We start from the raw sequence: 26,063 nt of genomic DNA, 5'->3' as shown, positions 1-26,063 counted from the left end.
TTCCGCGCGATAAATCAAATAATTATTCTATGCCGCCAGCCTTAAGAATGCTTCTTAATCCGTTTTCTCCACCGATGAATCCGCTGGTTTGATAGTCGTTAATAACCATATATGGCAAGCCATTCACGCCAAGTGACAAGGCTTTTTGCGTGTTGCTATCAATTTCTTTTTGGTGCGGTTTTTTGGTCATACAATCGGAAAATTGCGATTCATTCATGCCGACATTTTTAGCGGAAGTTAGGAAATATTCCAGTGGAAGAGCAGGGATTTTTTTCGGCACAGCAACGTTTTTTACGCCGATTCCTTTATCGAAATAGTCGCTCTTAATGCGCGGGACGATATCGTGGGTGTACTGCCAATATTTATCCTGATCGGCAGCACAAAACGCAGCGTGAGCACCAGTTTCGGTATTGTTGGTCATCTCTTTTAATAGTGTTACTACGCGATGCTCATAACGAACTTTTCCGGATTTAATATAGTCATTTTTGAAGAATTCTGTGCTGGTTGCGGCTTCGACCTCGGAGCAAAATGAACAAAAATAGTCAGTATAATCAATGAATACGTTTTTCGCGTCAGCGGATCCTTGTGACATTTTTTCATTCCACGGTTTATTATCGCCAATGTGACGATTCGGCGGGCGATTAACAATTCCATAAATAAACAAAGCTACAATTCCCACGATTACAATTCCCGAAAGAACCCAAATAAGTGCTATACCTGATGATTTTTGTCGATTCATATTTTCTCCTGTTTAGATAATTCTGTGTACATAAAAATAATTTGACCTGATTTATATATCGAGAATAAACTAAGCAGTAAAGCTAATAAAAGGACTATTGTGCTGGTGATATTTGCGGCGGTGGCGGCAGCAGCTCCTGAGAAAAATAGGGTTACAATTGGTAAAATTAGTGATGTTCCGCAGGGGACGCAGCCGAGTCCAATTGTTGCGGCAATTGATGCGATTCCGCTTAATCCGACTTGTCGAGATATAGTTTTTTCATTGTCGCGATTATTCTTTGCTGTAAAAATTACAGCGGCGATCGATACACCTTGAAGAATTGATACTATCATAAGCAGCGCGCCATTTGGTGAAGTGAAACTTTGTTTGAAGATATCTATAATCATTGAGCCGAGTAGCGTGATTTTATCGAGGATTGGTAAACGCGACATCATTAGTGGTCCGTAAAAATTGGCATTGATTGCGAAATAAATTATCACGGCGAAGGCGACGGTCGCGACAATTGTTATTAGGAAATATTTCGGTAAACCAAGCATTCTGCCGACTCCTAAAAGCGCTGATTTGATGGTTAGTTTGTAGTGCTTATCGTTGTAATTCATTGTGGTAGTTGTGCTATAAAGTTTGCTAGTGTGTTATTTATGATGTCCTTTTTTAGTTCGTAAATAGCTTTTGTCGGCCATGGAATACTATCAATTTTGAAGTATTTTTGTAAATGTGGCAAATATGTTTCATCGAATTCATTCTGCGACTGTGTTATTTTGTAGCCATGTGGCGCACAAATCCATTTGTGAATAAGGTGGTCCACGATAACGTACGATTCTTTTGATTCGCGTTCAAGTGAATCCAGACCCCAAACCGCGTGAAACATGATTTCATAAATAGTTTGGCTATTTGCCTTGTAGATGTACGGAGAGATAGGATTATCATTGTCGTTGCAAACGATAGTAGGCATACTAATCACTGAATTTTTAACAAGAGCTTCTACCCATGTGCAAACTTCATCGTTAACGTCTTCGGATGCTACTTCGATAGACGTGACTAGGCTTGACGTCTCGCCGGGACCCCAATCGCGGATGACAATAGTGCCGTCGGGTTTGAGTGCTCTATCTAGCATTGCGAGCGTTTTAGTGCGCTCAGGTCGAGATAGATAGCTCATCAATTCGTGAAATACACTCGACATGTAGATAATGTCGAATTCATCTTCGGCGTTTTCAAGTTGTTCTTTAGTGATAAAATCAATGTTATTTTTTTGAAGTTGAGATTGAACAATTTGTGAAACATCATAGGCTACGTAGTGAGTTCCTGTTTGCGTCACTTGTTTGATGAATTCTGGCGAGAATCCAGAACCAAAATCAAGCAATTTGACGTTTTCACCAAGGTGTTTTTCGATGGCTCCGAATTTGGATGGCGCTGTCTGGTTCATCCGCTCTTGATAGGTTTTGTTGGTATGATTTTCCAAGTGCTCGCTACGAATTTGGTCCATATATCTATTATACGATATTCGTAAAGGCAATTCGATCATCCGCGGCAGCAACTTTTACCGTATCTCCGTCGTGAATTCGCCCGTCGATCAATTCGAGCGCTAAAGGATCAAGCACGCGTTTTTGAATCAAACGCTTAAGCGGTCGAGCGCCGAAACTTGGGTCGTAGCCGTCTCGTGCCAACATATCACGAACGCTATTGTCAAAATCCAGTGTTATGTCGCGACTATCTTTAACTTGGCGAACAACTTTTTCTAATTGCACGTCAACAATTTCACGCATCGATTCAGGATGAATGCGATCAAAAATCACGATGTCGTCAATTCGGTTTAAGAATTCTGGGCGGAAATGACCACGAAGCGTTTCTAAAATTTGATTGTCGAGAGAGCTAATGTCATCACCCGTGTAGTCCATAATCATTTGCGACCCGACGTTGCTGGTCATGATGATAATGGTGTTGCTAAAGTCAATCGTTCGTCCTTGTCCGTCCGTCAATCGACCGTCGTCCAAAACTTGCAATAGTACGTTAAACACGTCGGGATGTGCTTTTTCGATTTCGTCAAACAAAATCACGCTATATGGACGTCGTCTAACGGCTTCCGTCAATTGACCGCCCTGATCATAGCCGACATATCCTGGAGGCGAACCGATCAATCTGGCTACGGCGTGACGCTCCATATATTCACTCATGTCAATTCGAATCATGGCGTGCTCGTCGTCGAATAATTCACGACATAAACTGCGCGCGACTTCTGTTTTTCCTACGCCAGTAGGGCCGAGGAATAGGAATGAGCCAATCGGTCGATTAACGTCGCCGAGTCCAGCACGCGACCTACGGATGGCGCTTGCTACAGCTGCTACGGCGCGATCTTGTCCGATGACTTGGCGGCTGATCGATTCTTCCAATTTGGTCAATTTGCTGGATTCGCTTTCCATCAATCGTTCCACCGGAATTCCGGTCCAGCGCGCTACCACGCCAGCAATATCGTCAGGCGTAACTTCTTCGCGGAGTAATCGGTCGTGGGTTGGAATTGCCGCTAGTTCTTCGCGGGCGCTTGCTAATTTTTTCTCCAGCTCCGGCAAATCGCCATATTTAATGCGGCTGGCGGTGGCTAAGTCTGCGTCGCGTTCAGCAATTTCCAATTGTGAGCGCAGATTGTCCATTTTTTCGGTAGTCGTGTTGACGGTTTGCAAAATGTCTTTTTCGTGCTGCCATTTTTTATCAATCACTTCGGCTTTTGCGCGAATCTCGGCAATTTGCTCTTTGATTTCATCTTTGCGAATATTGGCGTGGTCGGATTTGTCCTTTTTCAACGCCGCTTCCTCGATTTCCAATTGCAAGCGTCTATTATTCAATCGATCCAGCGCAATTGGCACGCTTTCTAACTGCATTTTGAGCGAGCTGGTCGCTTCGTCAAGCAAGTCGACTGCTTTGTCTGGCAAGAATCGGTCGGGCAAATATCTGGTGGATAATCTGGCAGCTGCCACGATTGCATCATCAGCGATTTTTACTCCGTGATGAATTTCGTATTTTTCCTTCAATCCGCGCAAGATGGCGACAGTGTCATCAAAACTTGGTTCGCCAACGTAAACTGGCTGGAATCTTCGTTCTAAGGCGGCATCTTTTTCGACATACTGACGATATTCAGCGAGTGTCGTCGCGCCAATCATGTGCAATTTTCCGCGAGCCAGCGCTGGCTTTAACATATTGCCCGCGTCCATGCTGCCTTCGCTTTTTCCAGCGCCAACCATGGTGTGAATCTCATCGACAAAAAGAATAATCTCGCCGGCTGCGTCTTCTACTTCTTTCAGAACGGCTTTCAATCGATCCTCAAATTGTCCGCGGAAACTAGCGCCCGCCAGAAGACTGGAAATTTCTAGGGAAATTAGTCGCTTATCCTTCAGTGAAGCGGGAACGTTGCCTTTAACAATTCGTTGCGCCAACGCCTCAACAATTGCGGTTTTACCAACTCCCGGCTCACCGATGAGAACGGGATTGTTTTTAGTGCGGCGACTTAGGATTTGCATAGTACGTCGAATTTCTTCATCTCGACCGATCACTGGATCGAGTTTACCTTCTCGCGCCAACGCCGTTATATCTGTACCAAATTTTTCGAGTGGTTTAGTTGTTTCTTCTTGATTCATGTTTGGTGGCATAAAATCCTCCTTTTGATTTTTAGGTCTAATTTGTTACGCCCCAGCAAAAGACAGAATGGTGAAATTTGATATAGTTATCATAGCAAATTAGCACTCTCGGTGCAAGAGTGCTAACTAAAATAAATAGCCATTTTATGATATGTTAAATGTATGAATATTCTTGTCACTGGTGGCGCTGGATATATCGGCAGTCACACAATCATCGAACTATTATCATCAAATCATAAAGTAGTGGTGGTCGATAACTTATCAAATTCATCCGTCGAGAGCCTGAGGCGAGTTGAAGAAATCACCAGTCAATCAATACCGTTTCATGAATTTGATTTGTGTGATCGTCAGCGACTATCAGAATTATTTAAGTCTGAGAAAATCGATGCGGTAATTCATTTTGCCGGATTGAAAGCTGTCGGTGAATCAGTTGAGAAGGCGCTTCTTTATTATAAGAATAATCTTGAAAGTACATTGGTCTTGCTTGATGTAATGCAGGAATTTGACGTAAAGAAATTGGTATTTTCTAGCTCGGCAACAGTTTATGGCGATCCAGCTCGATTACCAATTACCGAAGATATGCCGTTGTCTGCCACGAATCCATATGGCCAAACAAAGTTGATGATTGAGCAAATGCTTCGCGACATTTCAGCGACAAATCAGGGGTGGCAATTTACATCTCTCCGCTATTTTAATCCAGTCGGCGCGCATCCGAGTGGTCGTATTGGTGAAGATCCCTCAGGAATTCCGAATAATCTTCTGCCGTTTGTGTCGCAAGTCGCCGTCGGTAAGCGAGAGCATTTGAGTGTTTTTGGTGACGATTATGACACTCCAGATGGAACTGGTGTACGTGATTATATTCACGTGGTTGATTTGGCAAAGGCTCACGTGGCGGCTCTGGAGAATTTGGGTCGCCCGAACGAATATAAAGTCTATAATATCGGCACTGGTCGTGGTACTTCAGTTTTGGAATTAGTGAAGGCGTTTGAGAGGGCATCTGGTCGCGATGTTCCATATCAAGTTACGCCACGTCGAGCGGGTGACGTCGCGGTGTGCTATGCAGATCCAGGTTTGGCGGAAAGAGAACTAGGTTGGCGAGCAGAATTGACAATTGAAGATGCTTGCCGCGACGCTTGGAACTGGCAAAACAATAATCCAAACGGTTACAACGGCTAATCACCGGATTTAGCGAAGATATTTTTTTCGTAATAAGCAGAACGTTTGGAGAGTTCTGAATTTAAGTTTTCAATTCCGCCGTACTGTTCGACCAAGGTTTTCTTCCCAGAGAATAAATTTGTGCCCAGACCTAATCGGTCGCCGTCAATTTTAATTCCTAATGCCGCCAAGGTTGATGGATACATATCGAATGTCGTGAATTGACGGTTCTTTGAATAGCTAGTTGAAATAGCTGGATTGATAAACGTGTTATAGATAGTTCGCTGATAATTAGTTCCACCAATTTTTTCGTCGTAGTATGAAGTCTGCATTCCTAAATGGTCGCCAGAAATGACAATCGTGGTGTTTTCATAAAATGGCTGAGACTTAACCCAATTGACGAATGCGGCGACTTGTTTTGAGGAGCAAGCGTGAACATTGTCATATTGATTACTGAAGGTTTTAGCGCAGGTTTCGTCCAAATAGCCATCGGTAAAATGTGTGTCGGCGGTCAATAATTGCAAGTTAAATGGCTTGTCTGACGCTGCCAAGCGCGAGGCTTCTTCGCGGGCAAATTGGAATAACTTTTTGTCTTCATAACCCCACCAAACTTTGTAATCTTCGGAGATTTTTCCGTGTTTTTTGGCGTAATTGTAATCTTCGATATTGAAATTGCCGTGCTGAGTTAATAATTTATCGCGTCCGCCAAAACTTGCTTCAGAGCCCATAACAAATGTTTGATTATAGCCTTGTTTTTCTAAAATCTCACCAAGACTATATGCTCCTGGCAAAAACCTCTTAAATTCGCCAAGCGCATTATGGTCGCGTCCACCAACCAAGTTTTCCTTCAGCGGAACACCAGCGGATTGTGCAGCCATTCCTGCCACGGTCCAGCCCGTGTTTGTTGCAGGTAAAGCGCCGCCGACGCCAGATGCTTTGTTTGAGAATGAGGTGTTTTTTAATGCCAATTCTTCCAGCTCTGGAATAATGGAGGTTTCGGAACTGCCGCCATTAGCCTTTGATGCTAAAGTGTTTTCCATTGACTCTAAATAGATGTATATTAAGTTGCGCTTTTTCTCTGGAAAAGTTAATTTGGCGGTTTTTGGATTGACGTAATTTTCCTCGTAAAGTTTGGTTGATTGAGTGAGAGCATAAATATAGTTAGGGATGCCGAAACTTTGAATTAGAAGGATGATCGCAATTAAAAACATACTTAGCGAGTAAATTGCTTGATTTCGTAATCTCAAAAACGGCAGGGTAAATTTTCGTGATGATTTGATTTTTTTCAAGCAAAAGGCGATTATGCGATTGATAAAAGAGATTGATTTGTCGAACATTGGGATTAATAAAGCGCCGAATAATAGGAAAACCAGCGGAAGATTTTGCAGGACGGCCGACCATAAATTGTCAGATTTGCCACCAGCTAATCCGTTGACGAAATAAAAAATTATCTCGTCGATTTGTGAATCTTTAAAGACTATATATTTATATCGCGCCGCAATTAAGCAAAATGCCGCCAAAAAAAGCAAAATGATTGATATTGATTTAATCCAGAAACGTTTGGTAAATTTAATTTTTCTCACCATTCTATTATATCACTTACGTTTTTTGCGGATGAAGGGGTATAATAAAAGCATGAACAAGAATAAGGCGCGCACATTCGGAATTAGTTGGTGGATTGGGCTGGTTTTATTTGCGGGGATGATTTGTTTGATGTTGGGCGATATTTTACATAGAGATGGCGTAATTGGCTCAAAAACTGATGTTTTGGTGATGGGCACGAATGCTGGATTCAAGCCGTTTGAATATATTGACAATAATCAAGTGGTTGGGTTTGATGTTGATCTGGCGAGGGAAATTGCTAAAAGCTTGGGTAAGGATTTGAAGGTCGAAGATATGTCGTTTGATGGGCTATTGCCAGCGTTGGATAGTGGTCAAATTGATATGGTGGCGGCTGGAATGACGGTGACGCCCGAGCGAGAAAAAAATGCGTTGTTTTCAGATCCGTATTATTCGGCGTCGCAGAGAATAATTGTTAAAAAGGGTAGTCCGATTCGCAATAAATATCAATTACCAGGGCGAAAAATTGGCGTACAGCTGGGTACGACTGGCGATACTTTGGCGTCTAAAATTGCTGGAGCATCAGTCACACAATTCCAAACCGCACCGAGTGTTTTGCAGGAATTAAGTTCGGGAAAAATTGAAGCGGTTATTCTGGACGACGCTCCCGCAAAGCAATATTCGGCTGGATTTTCTGACCTAGAAATCTTACCGGGCGCGCTCAGTGATGAAAGTTATGCGATTGCTATTAAGAAGGACAATAAAGACCTCCTAGAAAAGGTCAATAAAGAAATTGCCAAGATGAAAAAAGATGGTCGCTATGAAAAATTAATCCGCAAATATTTTGGCGAGGAGGCTAAATTGTGAATTTTTGGGAAGTGATTTTTGGCGGCGGTCGATGGCTATTTTTATGGCATGGATTAGAGGTGACGCTGGTTTTGACTGTGTTGTCGCTGATTTTAGGATCAGCAATTGGTGTACTTGTCGCCCTGATGCGCACGTCGAATTTACGACCATTTGGCAGGATGAAAACAAGCAGACTCGCGAACTTTAATCCGCTAGCTAGTTTGGGAAAAATTTATGTCGATATTATTCGCGGTACGCCACTTTTGGTTCAGCTATTGATTATGTATTACGTCGTTTTTGGATCGTACCAATTTATGCCGAAGATTTTTGTGGCGGCGGTAGCGTTTGGGATAAATAGCGGCGCGTACATCGCTGAGATTATTCGTGGCGGAATTCAGAGTATTGACAAGGGTCAAATGGAAGCAGCCAGGTCTTTGGGATTGAGTAATTGGCAGGCAATGCGGCTGGTTATTTTGCCGCAAGCAATGAGAAATTCGTTGCCGGCGTTGATTAGTGAATTTATCGCGCTATTAAAGGAAACCTCGGTTGTTGGTTGGATTGGCCTGAATGATATTATGCGAGGCGCGGACAATATTCGTTTTCAAACGGCGACAGCTTTTCAATCGCTATTTGCCGCTGCAGCGATGTACTTAATTTTGACGGCGATTTTTACGCGAGTAATGGCGCGAGTAGAAAGGAAATTGAAGCATGACGATGATCAGCGTTAAAAACTTGAAAAAAACGTTTGGCACAAATCGAGTTCTTCGCGATATTGACGTAGAAATTGAAGAGGGTGAGATTGTTGTTGTGGTTGGTTCTAGTGGTTCTGGCAAGTCGACATTCTTGCGTTGTCTGAACTTGCTGGAGGAGCCGACTTCAGGCGAGATTATTGTCGATGGAGTGAAAATTACTGATCCACACGTAAACTTGAACGCGTTGCGTCAGAATATTGGCATGGTTTTTCAGCAATTTAATCTGTTTCCAAATTTGAGCGTGATTGAAAATATTAAATTAGCTCCGAAAAAACTGCGTAAATTTTCAGATCAAAAAGCGACAAAATTGGCGCGAAGTTTATTGGACGATGTTGGGCTATTAGACAAAGCGGACGCTTCGCCGAATAGTTTGTCTGGCGGTCAAAAACAGCGAGTAGCAATTGCGCGGGCGCTAGCGATGGAGCCGAAAATCATGCTTTTTGACGAGCCTACTTCAGCGCTAGACCCAGAGATGATTGGCGAAGTTTTGGACGTGATTAGGAAAGTTGCCAAAAAGGGAATGACGATGGTAATCGTTACGCACGAGATGAAATTCGCCCGTGAAGTCGGGACTAGGATGATTTTCTTAGACAAGGGCGAAATAATCGAAAATGGGACGCCTGAACAAGTTATGGATCACCCGAAAACTGAACGCGCTAAAAAATTCTTCGCCAAATAGCCCGAGTGACCTCGCTATAATTCGCTTAGAACTGGGACTTCTGTCAATTTGTTAACCAGCTGGTCCAGGTCAACCTCTGTCAGATAACTCGGTAAAATTCGCGTCGTTTTCGGATCGATAAAGCCGCATTCCGCTACTTCCTCGACGCCGTGCGACGTTTGCCCCAGGTTGATGTGCTGGTAATCTTGCCAGTTGGTGATGAGGAAGAAAAACTCCAATTGTTCATTTGGGCCGTGCACTGATTGTTCGTCTGATTCGGCGAATTGCTGAATAAATAACAGCTTACCAATTTCTGGTTTGACGCCAGTTTCCTCAATCATTTCTCGACGCAAGCCGTCCAGCAAGCTTTCGCCCATTTCCAAACCGCCGCCCGGTGTACACCAAAAATCACGACCTTTGCCGGTGTTTGCGGTTAATTTTTGACAAAAAAGTTCGTCCTTGTTGTTGATGATAATTCCGCGTACGTTTACTCTTCGTCGCATAAAACCTCCTTTAATTGCTAATAGCCAGAGGTCCAATTAAATTGAACGTACGCTCAATAATTTTATGGTCGGGGTGACTGGATTTGAACCAGCGACCTCACCGTCCCGAACGGTGCGCGCTACCGAGCTGCGCCACACCCCGACGCTAAAAAACAGTATAAAACTAACAGATATTTTTGTCTAATTGTAATTGTTAAAGTGTAATCGACTAACTCCCAATGATATAATATAAGGTGGACTTAGAGCGTAAAGGACTATAAATGAAACATATTTTACGAATTTTTAGCGGCTACTGGCTAATGTTTATCATCTTGATTGGATTCACGTATGGCGTTGTGATGGCGAATTTGTGGCTGCCGGATAAAATGTCGGAAATTGTCAATAACGGCATTATTAAACAAGACATGTCGGCGATTTGGAATAATGGCTTGATGATGATTTTAGTGACGGCGGCTGGTGGGTTTTGTTCAATTGTCGTGGGTTTTTTGGCGGCGCGAATTGCTACGGGAATGGCGCAAAAATTGCGATTGAAATTGTTTGAACGAATAGAAAGTTTTTCTTTGGCGGACTTTAATAAGTTTTCTACGGCGTCGCTGATTACGCGCTCAACGAATGATATTCAGCAGATTCAAACAACGTCAATAATGCTACTGAGGTTGGCATTAATGGCACCGATTATGGCAATTGGTGGTCTGCAAAAAGCCATGAATAATGCGCCAGACCTGAGCTGGATTATCGCTTTGGCGGTGTTCGTTTTGTTTGTGGTGATCGCTACACTATTTACGATTGCCGTACCTAGGTTTAAGAAATTGCAGACTCTGGTGGATAAACTTAATTTGGTAGCGCGGGAAAATTTGGTTGGACTGAAAGTTATTCGTGCGTTCCATAACGAGAAGATTGAGCAGAAAAAATTCCAAGAAGCTAACGTGGAATTGAACAAGATGAACTTATTTGTGAATCGTTTGATGATGTTGCTTGATCCGATTATGACTTTAGTGATGAACTTTTCGAGTGTGGCAATTGTGTGGTTTGGCGCGCATTTGATAAGTAGTGGCAATTTGCAAATTGGTAATATGATGGCATTTTTGGAATACGCGATGCAGGTGATAATCTCGTTCTTGTTGCTGTCAATGGTGTTTATTATGGTGCCGCGAGCCGCCGTATCGGTGCGCCGAGTCGGAGAAGTTTTGGATACAATGCCGTCAATTATTGACCCGAAGTCGCCGAAAAAATTACCAAAAGATGCCAAGGGAAAAATTGAATTTAAGGACGTTACATTTACTTATCCTGACGCGGATTTGCCAGTACTTTCGGATATTAATTTTGTAGCTGAACCTGGTCAGACAACGGCGTTTATTGGCAGTACTGGTTCGGGAAAGTCGACGTTGATTAATTTGATTCCTCGTTTCTATGATGTTTCGGCGGGGCAGATTTTGCTTGATGACGTTGATATTAGAAGTCTGAAATTGGAAGATTTGTCTGGTCAAATTGGTTACGTGCCGCAAAAAGGTGTGCTGTTTAGTGGAACGGTTGCTAGCAATATCAAATATGGCAATGCTGAGGCTAGTGATAAGTTGGTTGAAAAAGCGGCCAAAATTGCCCAAGCGGAAGAATTTATTAGCGAGTTAAAAAATGGCTATAAAAGTGAAATCGCTCAGGGCGGTAGCAATGTTTCTGGCGGTCAGCGTCAGCGTTTGTCGATTGCGAGGGCTATTGCGGTTGAACCGAATGTTTATATTTTTGACGATTCGTTTTCAGCGTTGGATTTTAAAACTGACGCGAAGTTGCGGGCTGTGCTTGCAAAGGAAACTAAGAATAAAACCGTGTTAATTGTTGGTCAGCGAATAAATACAATTATGAATGCCGATAAAATAATCGTGATGGATGAGGGTAAGATTGTCGGTCAAGGAACTCATCAGGAATTGATGAGAAATTGTGAGGTCTATCAAGAAATTGCCGCTTCGCAACTCTCGGAAGATGATTTACAGAAAATGTCTATTGCTGCGAAAGGAGTGCTTTAATGTCTAGGCAAACCACGAAAAAACGTCAGCAAGTACGAATGGGCGGCCCGATGGGCGGAATGGGCACTGGCGAAAAGGCTAAAGATTTCAAGGGAACAGTCAAGAAGCTGATTAAATATTTGTCGGATTTTCGATGGCAAATGTTGATGGTGTTAGTTTTTGCAATTGGGAGTACGATTTTTGCGATTGCCAGCCCGAAGATTTTAGGCGGCGCGACGAATCAAATTGTTGATGATTATGTCAATATGAAAGCCTACGAGGCGATTACTAGCAAATTGCCAAAAGGTGTTTCTTTGCCAGCGGGAACTACTGGCGCGGACGTTTTGAACCGATTGCCGAATAAGTCGGAGATTGAAAAACAGATTCCGTCAAGTCAGCTTGAGGTGATTAAAAAGTTAGATGTCAGTCGACGTCCAGAATTTCATTTTGACGCTATTTGGCGAATTGTTATTTTGTTGATTGGGCTGTACGTACTGAGCGCGATTTTTCGTTATATTCAAACTTGGATAATGACTCAGGTAACGCAAACTGTGACTTTCAGAATGCGACAACAATTGTCTGAAAAAATAAATCGATTGCCGCTGAGTTATTTCGATAAGCAAACTTACGGTGAAGTTCTTAGTCGCATAACTAATGACGTCGATACGATTAGTCAAACGCTAAATCAGAGTTTGTCGCAAATTGTAACTTCAACGGTTACGGTACTGGGGATTTTGGTGATGATGTTTTCGATTAGTTGGCAAATGTCGCTAGTTGCGCTGCTGGTGCTTCCGCTGGCGGGCGGTGTGATTACGTTAATTGCTAAAAACTCACAAAAACAATTTTTACATCAGCAGACTCAGCTGGGCGAACTTAATGGCCACATTGAAGAAATGTATGGGGGTCATCAAGTAATGCGCGTTTTCAATGGTCGGAAGAAATCGATTGCTAAATTCTCTAAGATTAATAATCAGCTTCAGGAAAGCGCCTGGAAGGCTCAATTCTTTTCCGGATTGATTTATCCGATTATGAACTTTATTGGCAATATTGGCTATGTGGTGATGGCAATTCTGGGCGGATGGTTGGCAATTAACGGTCGGTTAAAAATCGGCGATATTCAGGCGTTTATTCAGTATGTCGATCAGTTCAATCAGCCGCTGGTTCAGGTTGCTAATATTGCTAATATTTTGCAATCGACAGCTGCTGCCGCCGAGCGAGTGTTTGAGTTTTTGGATGAGCCAGAAGAAGCGGTTGAATCGAATAACTTGGTAAAATTGTCTAACGTAAAAGGCGAAGTTGAATTCGACAACGTCGTCTTTGGTTATAAGCCAGACCAGACTATCATCAAAGGTTTGTCGGCGCACATTAAGCCAGGTCAGCGTGTGGCGATTGTCGGTCCAACTGGTGCTGGCAAAACGACGCTAGTTAACTTGCTGATGCGATTTTATGAGATTAATAGTGGTTCGATTAAAATTGACGGCGTGGATATTCGTAGAATGAAACGCAGCGATGTGCGTCAAATGTTTGGCATGGTGCTACAAGATACGTGGCTGTTTAATGGCACGATTCGTCAGAATTTGATGTATGGCAATCCAAAAGCTACCGAGGAAGAGATGATAAAAACCGCCAAAGAAGCGCATGTTGATCATTTTGTGCGGTCGCTGTCGGGTGGATATGATATGGTCTTGGGTGAGGAGGCTGCTAACATTTCCCAGGGAGAAAAGCAGCTGCTGACAATTGCTAGGGCGATGCTAGAAAAAGCGCCAATGCTGATTCTGGATGAAGCGACAAGCTCGGTTGATACACGCACCGAGGTCCTTATCCAAAAAGCCATGGATAAGTTGATGCAGGGAAAAACTAGTTTTGTTATCGCGCACCGTTTGAGTACCATTCGCGACGCCGATTTGATTTTGGTGGTTAAGGACGGAAATATTATTGAGCAGGGAAATCACGAAACTCTGCTGAAGCAAAATGGATTTTACGCCGATCTGTATAATAGCCAGTTTGCTGAGTAGTTGACTACTACTTTTTATATAGTGATATTTTTGTAGCTTTTGGCGTGTGCAAATCGAAATCAATATCAGTTTTCTGGACAATTTCATAATAAGGTGGAATTGATGGGTTTTTCGGAAGTTCAATTATTTTTCCGTCGTTAAATAATTGTCCTTGTCGGTAGACATTGTGAATAAACGGCACATTTGGCTTTATTTTCCTTAAGCGATATAGCGCTGATTTATGTTGCGTTTCGCCATTTTTAACGACTTCAGGTTGCGTGTGCCATTGCCCCATAATACATAATGTTAATAGGGAATCGTCAATTTTAAGGATATTTTTAGCTAGTTGTTCTTCTCGTTTCTGCGGGCTTGGTGATATGACGGCGTTCTCATCTAAATTGTCAAAAAATGTATCAATAAAAACGAGCTCTTTAAGTTGGTTTTGCTGTAGAAGAATTGCTATCGTTTTTATCATCTCAAGAGATAGAACGCTTAAGTCAAAAAGGTCTTCATCAACTAAGGAAAAATCGTAAGAGCCGGTCTTTACCGAATTGATGAAGTTGGATACGGCGGGGCTGGCCTCAATAGCTAATCGTTTTACGCCAAGTTTCTTAACTAGAGTATAGACGACGTTGGCATTTTCTTTTATACCGTGAATTTCGCCGTATACAATTATGTTTGATTTTCGCAATGTGGATTGAAACAGATTTAACCGTCTTATGTCTAGTTGTTTTGGTAAAAATGTTTTGATAATATCGTGGTTATTCATAGGTGCTAATTGATAGTTTACTTCATAAAACTGTAAATATATAGAGCCGCGTCGTTGATAATTTGTCGATATTTGGCGAACTATTTATAATTAAGTCATGAATATCGCAGACCAACTCCTCACTAAATACCCGATCATTTCCGACCAAGTCGATATAAAAGAGCTTGGTGCGCTTTTAAGAGAGTTGGAGAAAACTTTACGCCGTGGCGCCACTGGAAATATTGTGGAGTTTGGTTGTTATGTTGGCACGACTAGTTTGTTTATTCGCCGACTATTGGACGCTTATGATTTTACGGGCGAGTTTCATGTTTACGATTCATTTGCGGGATTGCCGGAAAAAACCCAGAAGGATAATAGCGCTGCGGGTGATCAATTTAAGGCTGGCGAGTTATTAGCGCCGCGTAAGACATTTGTCCAGAATTTTAAGAAAGCGGGGCTGAAGTCGCCGATTATTCACAAAGGCTGGTTTTCTGATTTTACTTCTGATGACGCGCCGGAAAATATTATGTTTGCGTTTTTTGATGGTGATTTTTATGAGTCAATTGTCGATTCTTTTCGGGTTTGTGAAAGTAAGTTTAACGAAGACGCGATAATTATTGTCGATGATTACGCAAATGAAGCTCTGCCGGGCGCTGCAAAAGCTACTGATGAATGGCTGAAAGTTAATCGACAATTCGCGGTCAGAACTGAAGCTAGTCTGGCAATCATCTCCTCTTGCCCAAAAACATAAACGTGTTACAATTAAAACATCACTAATATAAACAGGGGAGGGTTGTGATGGACGAACCAATTCACATCACGTCTGAAATAGGAAAACTTAAGACCGTTCTATTGCATCGGCCAGGTGAAGAGCTGGAAAATTTGACGCCAGATTATCTAACTGATCTTTTGTTTGACGATATTCCATATCTGAAGGTAGCGCAGGCTGAACACGATGCTTTTGCGGAAGTATTGAGAAGTCGTGGAATCGAAGTTCTGTATCTGGATCAATTGGTTGCCGAGGCAATTAACACAGATCAATTGCGCGAACAATTTGTCGATGAAATGTTGGCTGCTTCTAAGCAGGATTCACGCCGTGTTACTCAAACATTGCGTCAATTTTTGTTAGACTTGCCAACTCACGCTATGATCCGCAAGATTATGGCTGGTGTTCGTAAAGACGAAATTACTTTGCCTCCAGATCAGCATCAACAGCTTCACAATATGATCGAGAAGAACCATTATCCATTCTATCTTGATCCAATGCCAAATCTATACTTTACACGCGACCCAGCTGCCGCAATCGGTAACGGCTTGACAATTAACAAGATGCACTGGACGGCTCGTCGTCGTGAATCGCTATTTATGCGCTACATCATCGACCATCATCCACGCTTTGCTAACCGTGCGCCAGTTTGGTACAACCGCACAGAGAAATTCTCAATGGAAGGTGGTGACGAATTAATATTAAGCGATAAGGTTATGGCAATTGGTGTTTCAGAGCGAACAACTGCTGAGGCAATTGAAAAGATGGCAACCAAGCTGTTTGCTGGTTCAAAGTTTGAGAAGGTCATCGCTATGGAAATTCCAAAATCTCATGCCTTTATGCACCTTGATACAGTGTTTACGATGATTGATCGTGATAAGTTTACGATCCATCCAGAAATTCGTGATCATGGTGGTAAAATGAATTGTTTTATCTTGGAGAAGGTTGAAGGTCAGCCATTCCCACGAATTACACACGAAACAGATTTGGAGCACGTTCTAAGAGTCGCGTTAGGTTTGCCGACTGTTACATTGATTGAGTGTGGTGGTGGCGATCCAATCGCTGCCGCTCGCGAGCAGTGGAACGATGGCTCAAACACTTTGGCAATTGCGCCAGGTGTTGTAGTGACTTATGATCGCAACTACGTAACTAACCAGAAATTGCGCGAAAACGGTATCGAAGTTATTGAAATTAGTGGCGCTGAGCTTGGACGCGGTCGTGGTGGTCCACGCTGCATGAGTATGCCGCTAGTACGAGAGGATGTATTCTAATGGCTCAGAGTTTGAAAGGACGATCACTACTGACTTTAGGTGACTATACCGCTGAAGAGATTCGCTTGCTATTGGACACGGCTCGTGAATATCGTCGATTGAAATATGCCGGCATTCCGCACCGAATTCATGAGGGTAAAAATGTGGCTTTGTTGTTCGAAAAGACTTCAACGCGAACGCGCTGCGCATTTACGGTAGCTGCTAATGACCTTGGAATTGCACCGGAATACCTCGGTAAAGATGATATTCAATTGGGTAAGAAAGAGACGGTTGAAGATACTGCCAAGGTTTTGGGCCGAATGTTTGACGGGATTGAGTTTCGTGGTTTTGATCACGCAACCGTTGAGGAATTGTCACGTCACGCTGGCGTTCCAGTATGGAATGGGTTGACCGATAAGTTCCACCCAACACAGATTTTGGCTGACTTCATGACAATTGAAGAGCATGTTGGAAAATTGAAGGGAACTAAGCTGGTATTTGTTGGCGATGGTCGCAACAATATGGCAAACTCGCTGATGATCGGTTCAGCTATTATGGGACTTGATTTTCGTATTTTGGCACCTCGTGAATTGCATCCAGAACAAGCTTTGGTTGATAAGGCAAATCACTTTGCGAGGTCAAGCCATGCACGCATTACTATTACCGACAATTTTGAAGAAGCTTTGCGCGGTGCCGATGTAATTTACACGGACGTTTGGGTTTCAATGGGCGAAGAAGACAAGTTTGCTGAGCGCATTAACCAATTGCGACATTTCCAAGTTAATCGCCAGATGATTAACTTAACAGGAAATCCTGAGGTTAAGTTTATGCATTGCTTGCCGGCGTTTCATGATGCATTAACCATCACCGGTAAGAAAGTTCAAGAAGATTTTGGTTTAGACTCAATGGAAGTTACGGATGAAGTGTTCCGCTCGCCACATTCGATAGTTTTTGATCAAGCGGAAAATCGTATGCATACAATCAAAGCTGTGATGGCTTTGACATTGTAGTTGTTGTCGTAATAAGGAGGTTAAGGAGGCTCCGAGGCAATGGTAGAAAAAATTAAAAAAACAAAGCAGAAGCTTCGATCACCATCGGCGTTTACTATTTTGTTTGTCGTGATTATTATCATGGCGGCATTAACGTGGATAGTTCCTTCGGGTTTATATAAGACAAACGAGGACGGCGATCGTATAGCTAATTCGTATCACGTAGTCGACAAAGATCGAACCGTCACGGAAGAAAAAGACGGTAAAAAGGAAGAGGTCAAAAAACACGACCAGCAAGGTTTGTGGGACGTCTTCACTGCACCTATTAAAGGTATGTCAGACAAGCTTGATGTCATCGTCTTCGTGATGGTGCTTGGTGGATTCTTAGGCGTCACTATGAAAACTGGTGCGCTTGACGCTTCTCTTGGCGCACTGCTCCGAAAGATGAAGGGCAAGGAAAAGTGGCTCATCCCGATTCTGATGATTTTATTCGCTATCGGTGGTACTACTTACGGTATGCAAGAAGAAACTGTGGCGTTCTACGCGCTCGTCATACCGATGATGATTGCTGCTGGCTATAATGCCATGACTGGTGTGATGGTGATTGTACTGGGTGCTGGTACTGGTGTGCTCGGTTCAACGATCAACCCATTCTCTACTGGCGTTGCCGCAAAGACTGCAGGCGTAAAATTGGGTAGTGTTATTCCAATCATGTCGATCATCTTGGTTCTTTGTCTAATTGCCGCAATCATCTTTACTATGCGTTATGCCGCAAAAGTTAAGGCAGGAAAGTACAAAGAAGATGTTCGCTATAAGCCAGCTACGGCCGCTCTGGACATGACTAATGTACCAAAATTGACTGGTCCACGAAAAGTTGTTATGGCTGTGTTTGCTATTACATTTGTGCTAATGATTCTTTCCTTGATTCCATGGGGAAGTTGGAATATTACATTCTTCGCAGATATGTTTGACTGGGCTGTAGGTCTTCCAGTTATTGGTGCGGTACTTGGTGTAGTTCACAGTGCACCATTTGGCGACTGGTACTTCAATGAAATTACTGCACTATTCTTAATCTCAACAATCGCTATAACCGCGATTTACTACAAAGAGTTTAAGAAGGAGGGCGTCTTCCCGGTTGATACCTTCATTGACGGCGTGAAAGATATTTTGCCAGTTGCTTTGATTATCGCAGTAGCAACGGGTGTTTCTGTGGTAATGACTAACGGTGAGATTCAGGATACAGTTATTAGCTGGGGTGAATCTCTCCTGAAAGATGCTGGTGGCGGTGTTGTCGGTGTGTTGGCATATCTATTCTACTTGCCAATGTCATTCATCGTGCCATCATCATCAGGTTTGGCGGCAGCAACTATGCCAGTTATTGCGCCAATTGCCGACCTGGTTGGCTCAAGCAAAGAAGTTATGGTTGCCGCATTTGCGACAGCGTCTGGCTTGATCAACATGATGGCTCCAACTATCGCGTCATTGATGGGTGGATTGGCTTTGGCTGGCGTTTCATATCGCGACTGGCTAAAACGCTCAGCTCCAATTATGGCGATATTTGCTATTATCAGCATTACAGTTATTGCAATTTTCGGAGCACTGTAGCCTATGGATAAGAAGCGTACTATTGTAGTAGCGCTCGGTGGTAACGCCCTGCAACGGCAGGGCGAAGCCGCGTCTGAGCAGCAGCAACGAGTGGCTGATGAAACTGTTCGGCAACTTTTGCCGTTAATCCAAGCCGGTCACAACGTAGCAATCGTTCATGGTAATGGTCCTCAGGTTGGCAACATTGTGTTGCACGAAGAGGCGATTAACACGCCAGATGTGCCAAGTTTACCGCTGGAAGATTCTGGCGCTATGAGCCAGGGGTTGATTGGCTTTTGGCTGCAGCAGGCTTTTCATGACGCCTTTATGGTTAATCAAATGAATAATCGTGCTGTTAGCGTTATAACTCAAACGATTGTTAGCTTAAGCGATCCAGCATTCCAAAATCCAACCAAGCCAATTGGTCCGTTCTATTCGGAAGACGAGGCAAAAACCGTCGCTAGCGAACGCGGCTACACGGTGAAAGAAGACGCTGGTCGCGGCTGGCGACGTGTCGTTCCTTCGCCAAAACCTCAGACAATTGTCGAGGCTGATGTGATTAAGGCGCTGGTTCATGCTGGCGTGACGGTCGTTTCAACTGGCGGCGGCGGCATTCCTGTTTTGCAAGACGAAACTGGTCAATTAAAAGGCGTCGCTGCGGTCATTGATAAGGACTTCGGCGCGGCAAAATTGGCGGATCTTTTGGACGCTGACACTTTGCTGATTTTGACTTCGGTTGATGCTGCTAAAATTAATTTTGGCAAACCAGACGAGCAATCTCTCGGGGAAGTTTCAATAGAAGAACTTCAAAAGCATATTGATGATGGGCAATTTGCGGCAGGTTCGATGTTGCCAAAAACTCAGGCTGCCTTGTCGTTCCTGGATGGAAAGCCAGGGCGTACGGCGATTATTACTTCGCTGGATAAAACCGCTGAAGCCATTAGCGGCTCGGCAGGCACGATAGTTAAATCGTAATAAAAATCAAGAAGTTCCTGTAAACGGCGCAGGAACTTCTTGTGTTTATGTATGTTTTATTTTATAATATGAAATTATGTTGCAATATCTTCGTTCGACAAATAGCGATTCAATAATTAGTCCGCAAGAAAATTTGCAGTCTGGTTCGTGGGTGCGCTGCGAAAGACCGAGCGACGAAGAGGTTTCGCAATTGTTGACACTGGGCTTGGATGAGGATTTGATAAGTGACGCGCTTGATCCACACGAGGTGCCACGTATTGAGTTTGACGATGAGTGGACTTATTTGATTGCGCGATTGCCAGACACTGACGACGATTTTAACGATTTTACCACGCCGATTTTATTCTGCATCAATAAAGATCATATCGTAACATTGTCCAGAGATAGTTTGGGGCGATTGTGGCAGCCATTTATTGATAAAGTGCGAATTAGGACGGATCGACAAGTTGAGCTTTTGGTGGCGATGGTTGAGGCAATTTCAACGCAATATCAGCGGCGCGTGGCAACGATTAATCGCCAGATGCGAGCGGCTACGGACAGTATTCATACACTGAGAGTTAATGACATTGCCACACTGGCGGAGTATGAGCGCAAATTGAATGATTATCTTGACGCGTTAATTCCGATGAACTGGGCAATTGAGAGACTTTTGGCGACTCAGAAGCTGCGATTGAAGGCTGATGATAAGGAAGACGTTGAGGATATTTCGATTGATTTGGAGCAGGTGATTGCACGTTGTAAAAGTTTGTTGAGGACGATTACTAATGTGCGCGATAGCTATAGGGCGGTGATGGATACGCGTCTTAATGAGACGATTCGCCTGCTAACCGTAATTACCGTAGCCTTGACTATTCCGACGATGATCGCTGGTTTGTATGGTATGAACGTGCCGGTTCCAGGTGCTGATAATCCATTGATGTTTTGGGCGATTACCGCGATCAGTGTAGTGCTGGCATTCGTTGTGGGCTATTATTTCCTGCGCCGCCGATAAAGTTTAATTGCAATTCGACAGATTGCTAATATTGCTTGTGTATATTATAATTTTCTCATGATGGTGGGCTACTTTGAGCGTAGATCGTTGACTGAAAAGTTGACGCAAGCTCAACGAATGCATAAAAACGGTTGGATCAATTTGACCGGGAGTCTTGATGCTACTCGAGTTTCAAAGGCTCTGTCTCTGTCTGCTAATATTGTCCGTGACGTACTGGATATCCACGAATTGCCTCGAGCGGAGTTTTCTGATGGTGTTGAATATATTTTTACGCGCATACCGTTTGGTCAAACTGATTCTGGTAAAACAGCGCCGTTTTTGATTGCAATTAGCGGCGGTCATTATATTACAATATCGCCTCATGTTAAATTTTCACCTTTGGAGGTCAGCGATTATTTATTTAGCACAACCGAGCGTCCAGCGGGAGTTTTTGCTGCTAATTTGGCGTATATTATTTCTCAATATGAACAACGTGTACACTTGTTAACGGAGCAAATTAGCGATGCCCGTCGGCGACTAAGTCGTCATGAAGTTGAGAATTCGGATTTTATTAAATTTGTCGCAATTGAAGACACGCTCAATGAATATCGAAGCAGTTTGGAAGGGATGTCCCGCGTTATTACACAACTAATGGAAAACCGCCGTCACTTATTTAAGACTAGAGATCTGGAGGCCTTGGAGGACGTCGATCTACACATCAGGCAAGTTTTAGTGGCGATAAGTTCCAGCACACACACAATTTCCAGTATTCAAAACGCTTATTCGACGGTTGCTAATAATACACTAAACCAACGTATGAAGGCATTGACTGCTATAACAATTCTTCTGGCTATTCCAAATGTTTTTTACGGAATGTATGGAATGAATATAGCGTTGCCGTTTCAGGGCGAACCTTGGGCGTATCCGGCTATCACCAGTTTTACAGTGTTGTTGATTTTACTTGTTATGTTTGTTGCCAAGCGAATTCGCTTATTCTAATATATAAATAAGTAGGCATTTTAAAATGTTTTTGCTTGACGTACCAATAGACGTTTGGTACCATTGTTGATGTGTCTCGCGCCGAAGCATTAAATTGCTGATATTAAGTGATAAAGGTCGAAGCGCGTGGGGCTGCACATAATAATAAGGAGTGCAAAACACATGCCAATAGCAATCAAATTTGTGCCATCAAGGCGCAAAAAGATCGCGGTGGATGTGGTGCCTGCCGAATGGCAAACATACATAGCACAATAAAAAGTGCAGTCGCTCCAACGATAGAATAGGGACGACTATAAATAAATCCCGCTCCAAGGCACCGGAGCGGGATTTTGGTTTGTGCGAAAATGCGTTAATCTTTTACTTCAACGCCAGCTTTTTTCAAGGCTTCCTTAACTGATGATTCGATTGAGCCAGAGCTATCCATTTCTGTATTTTTTCCATTTACGTAGAAAGTTGGTGTTGCAGCAACGCCGTGCTTGCGGCCGAGAGCCATATCGAAGTCGATCTTATTTTTAACCTTGTTGCTGGCAATATCGGTTTTATATTGATCGATATTAAGCTTCAATTGCTCAGCATAAGATTTGAAAATATTATCGCGATCTGTGATATTGGCGTTTTTCCAGGCATCTTGATTTGTGTATAAAAGTTTATTCATTTCCCAGAACTTACCCTGTAAACCGGCGGCCTCAGCTACCGCGGCGGCGGCTCGTGCGTTAGGGTGTGAGCTGGCAATCGGGAAGTTGCGGAAAATTAGTCGAACGTGATCCTTGTATTTTTCAGCAAGGGCTTTGGCTTTTGGTGCGGCTGCACTACAGCCAGGGCATTGATAGTCTGCGTATTCGATAATTGTAACTTTAGGGCTTTTGCTGCCAATTTCGTGATCTGCAATATCGCCATTTCTGGACTCTGCGCCGATAATTGTATTTAGTTGATCATTATTGATATCGCTAACGTTTAGTCTATTTTGTGTTGATATGTAAATCATTCCACCGACAATTGCCACTACAATAATTGCAAAAATCATCCAGCTTTTCTTATTCATTTCACCTCCATTTACTCTAGTAAGTATAGCACGGAATGCTGTACAATAAAACTATGACGATTGTGCTAATTTTTGGATATTTGGCTACTTTGGCGGTCTTGCTGATAGTATTAGGAGTCCAGCCAAAAACATCTTCGCACAGCCAATTTGAGTTGCGGCGGAGAAGTGGATTGGGTGATGAAAAGGCTAAAATTCTTTTACAACAAAGGGAGCTTTTACGAGATATTATTTCGCTGCAGCGCGCCGTGGCTTCTTTATGTTTGGTGGTTTTAAGCATTATCAGTGTTAGTTTATTCAATTGGATGGTTGGGCTAGTTTTGTCAATTATAATAGCTCTAGAAATCGGAGCCGTTGCGCGAATTGGCTTGTGGCAGAAATACTCACAGCAACTTTATGAAAAATACGAACCGCTAATTTTAACGACAATTGAGCGACATCAAGTAATTTTGTCGCTAATCCGTTCGGTGTCGCCAGTGGTTGGTGATAGTCGGGTGATTGAATCGAAAGAGGAATTATTGGAAATGGTGGCTCAATCCACCGGAGCGATTTCATCTTCTGAGAAAAAGCTTATTACTAACGGGCTGAAGTTCAACGATATGAAGGTCGAGGAAATCATGACGCCACGAAGCATGATTGAATCGGTACCTATGAATGAACTTCTCGGGCCGCTAGTGCTTGATGATCTTCATAAAAAGGGGTATAGCAGATTTCCTGTCATTGACGGCGACATTGATCATGTTGTTGGAATGTTGAGGATTCAAGATTTGTTAACGATTGATCGCAAGGCAAAATCTCATCGTGCGGAAACAGTCATGAGTAAAGACGTCTATTATATTCGCGAAAATCAAACTCTACAGCACGCCTTGGCTGCATTTTTGAAAACGCAGCACCACTTGTTTATTGTTGTAAATGAGTTTCGAGAAACAGTTGGTCTACTAAGTTTAGAAGACGTAATTGAAGCGCTATTAGGTCAGAAAATCATTGACGAATATGATATTTATGGAGATATTCGTAAGGCCGCCACGGCTAATCCGCAGAAAAATAATTTGCCCACAAAAACTCGACGAGATGTTTAATTCTGGGAATTTGCCCAGATTATGCTATAATAACAGATATGAAAAATAGAATTTTGGCGGCAGAAACTTCTAAAAAAGTTGGTGAGAATATTACAGTTGCGGGCTGGGTTCATTCCAGGCGTGATCATGGCGGATTGATTTTTATTGATTTGCGCGATCATACAGGTTTGGTTCAGTTGGTTATTAATCCTGATAAAAAAGATGCTTTTTCTTTGGCGGAAAGCTTACGAGATGAGTTTGTGGTTCGTGCCTGTGGCATGGTTGCGGAGCGTGGTGAAGGTCTGAAAAATCCGAATATTGCCAGTGGCGATGTGGAAATTGTTGTGGACAATTTGGAGATTTTGAACCGATCTGAAACTTTGCCAATTCAGCCATTTGCCGAGGATAATCAAGCCGGCGAAGAACTAAGATTCAAATATCGTTATCTTGATTTGCGTCGTCCAAAAATGCAAAACATGCTTAAAAAACGCGCCGAAATGTATCGTCGAATCCATGAATATATGGACAATCGAGATTTTATTGAAATTCAAACGCCAATTTTAGCTAATTCAAGTCCTGAGGGTGCGCGCGATTTTCTGATTCCGAGTCGTTTGCAGGAAGGGAAGTTTTACGCTTTGCCACAAGCCCCACAGCAGTTTAAGCAGCTGCTGATGGTTGGCGGTGTGCCGCGTTATTATCAGTTGGCGGCTTGTTTCCGCGACGAAGATCCGCGAGCTGATCGCTTGTATGGTGAGTTTTATCAGCTTGATTTGGAGATGAGTTTTGCTGAAAATGGCGAAGAAGTTCGTTCTGAAGTCGAACCTTTAATGAAGCAACTGGCAACTGATTTTGCTGGTAAAAAATTGTTGGATTTGAGTGATTTGGCGGTTGGCGATGGCAGTTCAATTCCGCGAATTTCGTATCGCGACGCCATGGAAACTTACGGTTCTGACAAGCCGGATTTGCGATTTGGTATGGAATTGATAGAACTGACGGACGTGTTCTCGGAGACTGAGTTTGGCGTATTTAAAAATGCTGAATGTGTTAAGGCTATTTGCGTAAAAAATGGCGCAAGTTTGAGTCGTAAGCAAATTGACAATTTCACCAACATCGCTAAAAGCGAAGGCGCTGGCGGTTTGGCGTACATCACATATCAAGACGGCGAAGCAAAATCTCCAATTGCGAAATTCTTGAGTGAGAAGGAATTGGCTGATATCCAGCAGAAAACTGGTGCGATTGATGGCGATGCAGTGTTCTTTGGCGCTGATTCTCGCTCGGTTGTTAACACGGTATTGGGGCGCTTACGTAATGAATTTGCCTCGCACTTTAACCTTAAAGATCAATCTGTCGTGGCGTTTGCTTGGATTATTGATTTTCCATTTTATGAGTGGGATGACCGAAGTAAAAAACTTGATTTTGGTCATAATCCGTTCAGTATGCCAAAGGGTGGTTTGCAAGCTCTGGAGTCTGCTGAAACTGACGCCGAAAAATTATCCATTGTCGCTGATCAGTTTGATATGGTGATGAACGGATATGAGATTTGCTCTGGCGGTGTTCGAAATCATAATCCAGCAGTGCTATATAAAGTGTTCGGTTTGCTGGGCTTCAGCGAGTCTTATGTTGAAGAGAAGTTTGGTGCTATGTTAGGCGCTTTCAAATACGGCGCTCCGCCTCATGCAGGATGTGCTTTTGGCGTTGATCGTATTTTGATGGAATTGACCGATGAGCAAAACGTCCGTGAGACTCTGGCATTTCCAAAGAATGGCTCTGGCGTTGATGTGATGATGGACTCGCCATCAACGGTTGATCCAGCGCAGTTACGAGAATTAGGACTATAAGATACATCACGGCG

General features: G+C 43.1%; 23 protein-coding genes and 1 tRNA gene. 15 read left to right on the top strand and 9 right to left on the bottom strand.

Features of this window, described 5'->3' with window-relative positions; translation table 11 throughout:
* Nucleotides 1–22 precede the first annotated feature (22 nt).
* The 4 genes from LR957_RS03140 to LR957_RS03125 are packed head-to-tail and all read right to left on the bottom strand — an operon-like array spanning nucleotide 23 to nucleotide 4,377.
* Nucleotides 23–739, bottom strand: coding sequence for a DsbA family protein (locus LR957_RS03140; RefSeq protein WP_232272885.1), 717 nt, complete (start codon nucleotides 737–739; stop codon nucleotides 23–25).
* A complete protein-coding gene (locus tag LR957_RS03135) occupies nucleotides 736–1,275 on the bottom strand; it encodes a hypothetical protein (RefSeq protein WP_232272884.1) in 540 nt (179 codons plus the stop codon). The genes LR957_RS03140 and LR957_RS03135 overlap by 4 nt, the downstream gene beginning before the upstream one ends.
* 59 nt (nucleotides 1,276–1,334) lie before the next feature.
* Nucleotides 1,335–2,222, bottom strand: coding sequence for a class I SAM-dependent methyltransferase (locus LR957_RS03130; protein WP_232272883.1), 888 nt, complete (start codon nucleotides 2,220–2,222; stop codon nucleotides 1,335–1,337).
* Nucleotides 2,223–2,229: 7 nt separating this feature from the next.
* Nucleotides 2,230–4,377, bottom strand: coding sequence for an ATP-dependent Clp protease ATP-binding subunit (locus tag LR957_RS03125; RefSeq protein WP_310736988.1), 2,148 nt, complete (start codon nucleotides 4,375–4,377; stop codon nucleotides 2,230–2,232).
* A 150-nt stretch (nucleotides 4,378–4,527) separates the two neighbouring features.
* Between LR957_RS03125 and galE the strand changes: the two genes are divergently transcribed.
* Complete coding sequence (gene galE / locus LR957_RS03120) at nucleotides 4,528–5,541, top strand: UDP-glucose 4-epimerase GalE (RefSeq protein ID WP_232272882.1); 1,014 nt, start codon at nucleotides 4,528–4,530, stop codon at nucleotides 5,539–5,541.
* Here galE and LR957_RS03115 read toward each other — a convergent pair.
* Nucleotides 5,538–7,103, bottom strand: a complete 1,566-nt coding sequence (locus LR957_RS03115; protein ID WP_232272881.1) for an LTA synthase family protein — start codon at nucleotides 7,101–7,103, stop codon at nucleotides 5,538–5,540. The two genes, galE and LR957_RS03115, sit on opposite strands and share 4 nt — an antisense overlap.
* Before the next feature lie 52 nt (nucleotides 7,104–7,155).
* Between LR957_RS03115 and LR957_RS03110 the strand changes: the two genes are divergently transcribed.
* Genes LR957_RS03110 through LR957_RS03100 form a run of 3 tightly spaced genes read left to right on the top strand, consistent with a single transcriptional unit; the run spans nucleotide 7,156 to nucleotide 9,357 of the window.
* Nucleotides 7,156–7,947 carry a basic amino acid ABC transporter substrate-binding protein gene (locus LR957_RS03110; RefSeq protein WP_232272880.1) on the top strand — a complete coding sequence of 264 codons (792 nt, stop codon included), beginning with the start codon at nucleotides 7,156–7,158 and terminating at the stop codon, nucleotides 7,945–7,947.
* Nucleotides 7,944–8,654 carry an amino acid ABC transporter permease gene (locus LR957_RS03105; protein ID WP_232272879.1) on the top strand — a complete coding sequence of 237 codons (711 nt, stop codon included), beginning with the start codon at nucleotides 7,944–7,946 and terminating at the stop codon, nucleotides 8,652–8,654. Before LR957_RS03110 ends, LR957_RS03105 begins: the two co-directional genes overlap by 4 nt.
* Nucleotides 8,641–9,357, top strand: a complete 717-nt coding sequence (locus LR957_RS03100) for an amino acid ABC transporter ATP-binding protein (protein ID WP_232273264.1) — start codon at nucleotides 8,641–8,643, stop codon at nucleotides 9,355–9,357. The genes LR957_RS03105 and LR957_RS03100 overlap by 14 nt, the downstream gene beginning before the upstream one ends.
* A 14-nt stretch (nucleotides 9,358–9,371) precedes the next feature.
* Here the strand turns inward: LR957_RS03100 and LR957_RS03095 are convergent, their stop codons facing one another.
* Together LR957_RS03095 and LR957_RS03090 are read right to left on the bottom strand one after the other, a co-directional pair.
* Entirely contained in the window at nucleotides 9,372–9,839 is a 468-nt protein-coding gene (locus LR957_RS03095) for an NUDIX domain-containing protein (protein WP_232272878.1), read from the bottom strand.
* A gap of 65 nt (nucleotides 9,840–9,904) precedes the next feature.
* A tRNA-Pro gene (locus LR957_RS03090) sits at nucleotides 9,905–9,981 on the bottom strand.
* 118 nt (nucleotides 9,982–10,099) lie between these two features.
* Between LR957_RS03090 and LR957_RS03085 the strand changes: the two genes are divergently transcribed.
* Entirely contained in the window at nucleotides 10,100–11,860 is a 1,761-nt protein-coding gene (locus tag LR957_RS03085) for an ABC transporter ATP-binding protein (protein WP_232272877.1), read from the top strand.
* Nucleotides 11,860–13,854: an ABC transporter ATP-binding protein gene (locus LR957_RS03080; protein WP_232272876.1), complete on the top strand. Its 1,995-nt coding sequence runs from the start codon at nucleotides 11,860–11,862 to the stop codon at nucleotides 13,852–13,854. Before LR957_RS03085 ends, LR957_RS03080 begins: the two co-directional genes overlap by 1 nt.
* Nucleotides 13,855–13,861: 7 nt before the next feature.
* On the opposite strand, the gene LR957_RS03075 is transcribed toward LR957_RS03080, so the two are convergent.
* Complete coding sequence (locus LR957_RS03075; protein ID WP_232272875.1) at nucleotides 13,862–14,602, bottom strand: hypothetical protein; 741 nt, start codon at nucleotides 14,600–14,602, stop codon at nucleotides 13,862–13,864.
* Nucleotides 14,603–14,699: 97 nt separating this feature from the next.
* Between LR957_RS03075 and LR957_RS03070 the strand changes: the two genes are divergently transcribed.
* From LR957_RS03070 to LR957_RS03040, 7 genes are all read left to right on the top strand, one after another.
* Nucleotides 14,700–15,332, top strand: coding sequence for a TylF/MycF/NovP-related O-methyltransferase (locus tag LR957_RS03070; protein WP_232272874.1), 633 nt, complete (start codon nucleotides 14,700–14,702; stop codon nucleotides 15,330–15,332).
* Nucleotides 15,333–15,379: 47 nt separating this feature from the next.
* Nucleotides 15,380–16,618 (top strand): arginine deiminase, encoded by a 1,239-nt coding sequence (gene arcA / locus LR957_RS03065; RefSeq protein ID WP_232272873.1) that lies wholly within the window; start codon nucleotides 15,380–15,382, stop codon nucleotides 16,616–16,618.
* The gene (gene argF / locus LR957_RS03060) at nucleotides 16,618–17,607 is read left to right on the top strand and encodes an ornithine carbamoyltransferase (protein ID WP_146555134.1); all 990 of its coding nucleotides are present in this window, start codon (nucleotides 16,618–16,620) and stop codon (nucleotides 17,605–17,607) included. The genes arcA and argF overlap by 1 nt, the downstream gene beginning before the upstream one ends.
* Before the next feature lie 39 nt (nucleotides 17,608–17,646).
* Nucleotides 17,647–19,191, top strand: coding sequence for a YfcC family protein (locus LR957_RS03055; protein WP_232272872.1), 1,545 nt, complete (start codon nucleotides 17,647–17,649; stop codon nucleotides 19,189–19,191).
* Between the two features lie 3 nt (nucleotides 19,192–19,194).
* Entirely contained in the window at nucleotides 19,195–20,145 is a 951-nt protein-coding gene (arcC, locus tag LR957_RS03050; protein ID WP_232272871.1) for a carbamate kinase, read from the top strand.
* Between the two features lie 76 nt (nucleotides 20,146–20,221).
* Nucleotides 20,222–21,136, top strand: coding sequence for a magnesium transporter CorA family protein (locus LR957_RS03045; protein ID WP_232272870.1), 915 nt, complete (start codon nucleotides 20,222–20,224; stop codon nucleotides 21,134–21,136).
* 57 nt (nucleotides 21,137–21,193) lie between these two features.
* The gene (locus LR957_RS03040; RefSeq protein WP_232272869.1) at nucleotides 21,194–22,114 is read left to right on the top strand and encodes a CorA family divalent cation transporter; all 921 of its coding nucleotides are present in this window, start codon (nucleotides 21,194–21,196) and stop codon (nucleotides 22,112–22,114) included.
* Between the two features lie 349 nt (nucleotides 22,115–22,463).
* On the opposite strand, the gene LR957_RS03035 is transcribed toward LR957_RS03040, so the two are convergent.
* Nucleotides 22,464–23,156 (bottom strand): DsbA family protein, encoded by a 693-nt coding sequence (locus LR957_RS03035; RefSeq protein WP_232272868.1) that lies wholly within the window; start codon nucleotides 23,154–23,156, stop codon nucleotides 22,464–22,466.
* A 53-nt stretch (nucleotides 23,157–23,209) separates the two neighbouring features.
* Between LR957_RS03035 and LR957_RS03030 the strand changes: the two genes are divergently transcribed.
* Entirely contained in the window at nucleotides 23,210–24,232 is a 1,023-nt protein-coding gene (locus LR957_RS03030) for a CBS domain-containing protein (RefSeq protein WP_232272867.1), read from the top strand.
* A 38-nt stretch (nucleotides 24,233–24,270) separates the two neighbouring features.
* On the top strand, nucleotides 24,271–26,049 hold the full coding sequence (gene aspS / locus LR957_RS03025; protein WP_232272866.1) for an aspartate--tRNA ligase: 1,779 nt from the start codon (nucleotides 24,271–24,273) through the stop codon (nucleotides 26,047–26,049).
* Nucleotides 26,050–26,063: the final 14 nt, after the last annotated feature.

It is taken from the genome of Candidatus Nanosynbacter sp. HMT-352, assembly GCF_021222645.1.
GTDB lineage: Bacteria > Patescibacteriota > Saccharimonadia > Saccharimonadales > Saccharimonadaceae > Nanosynbacter.
This window is presented reverse-complemented; position numbering and strand designations above follow the sequence as displayed.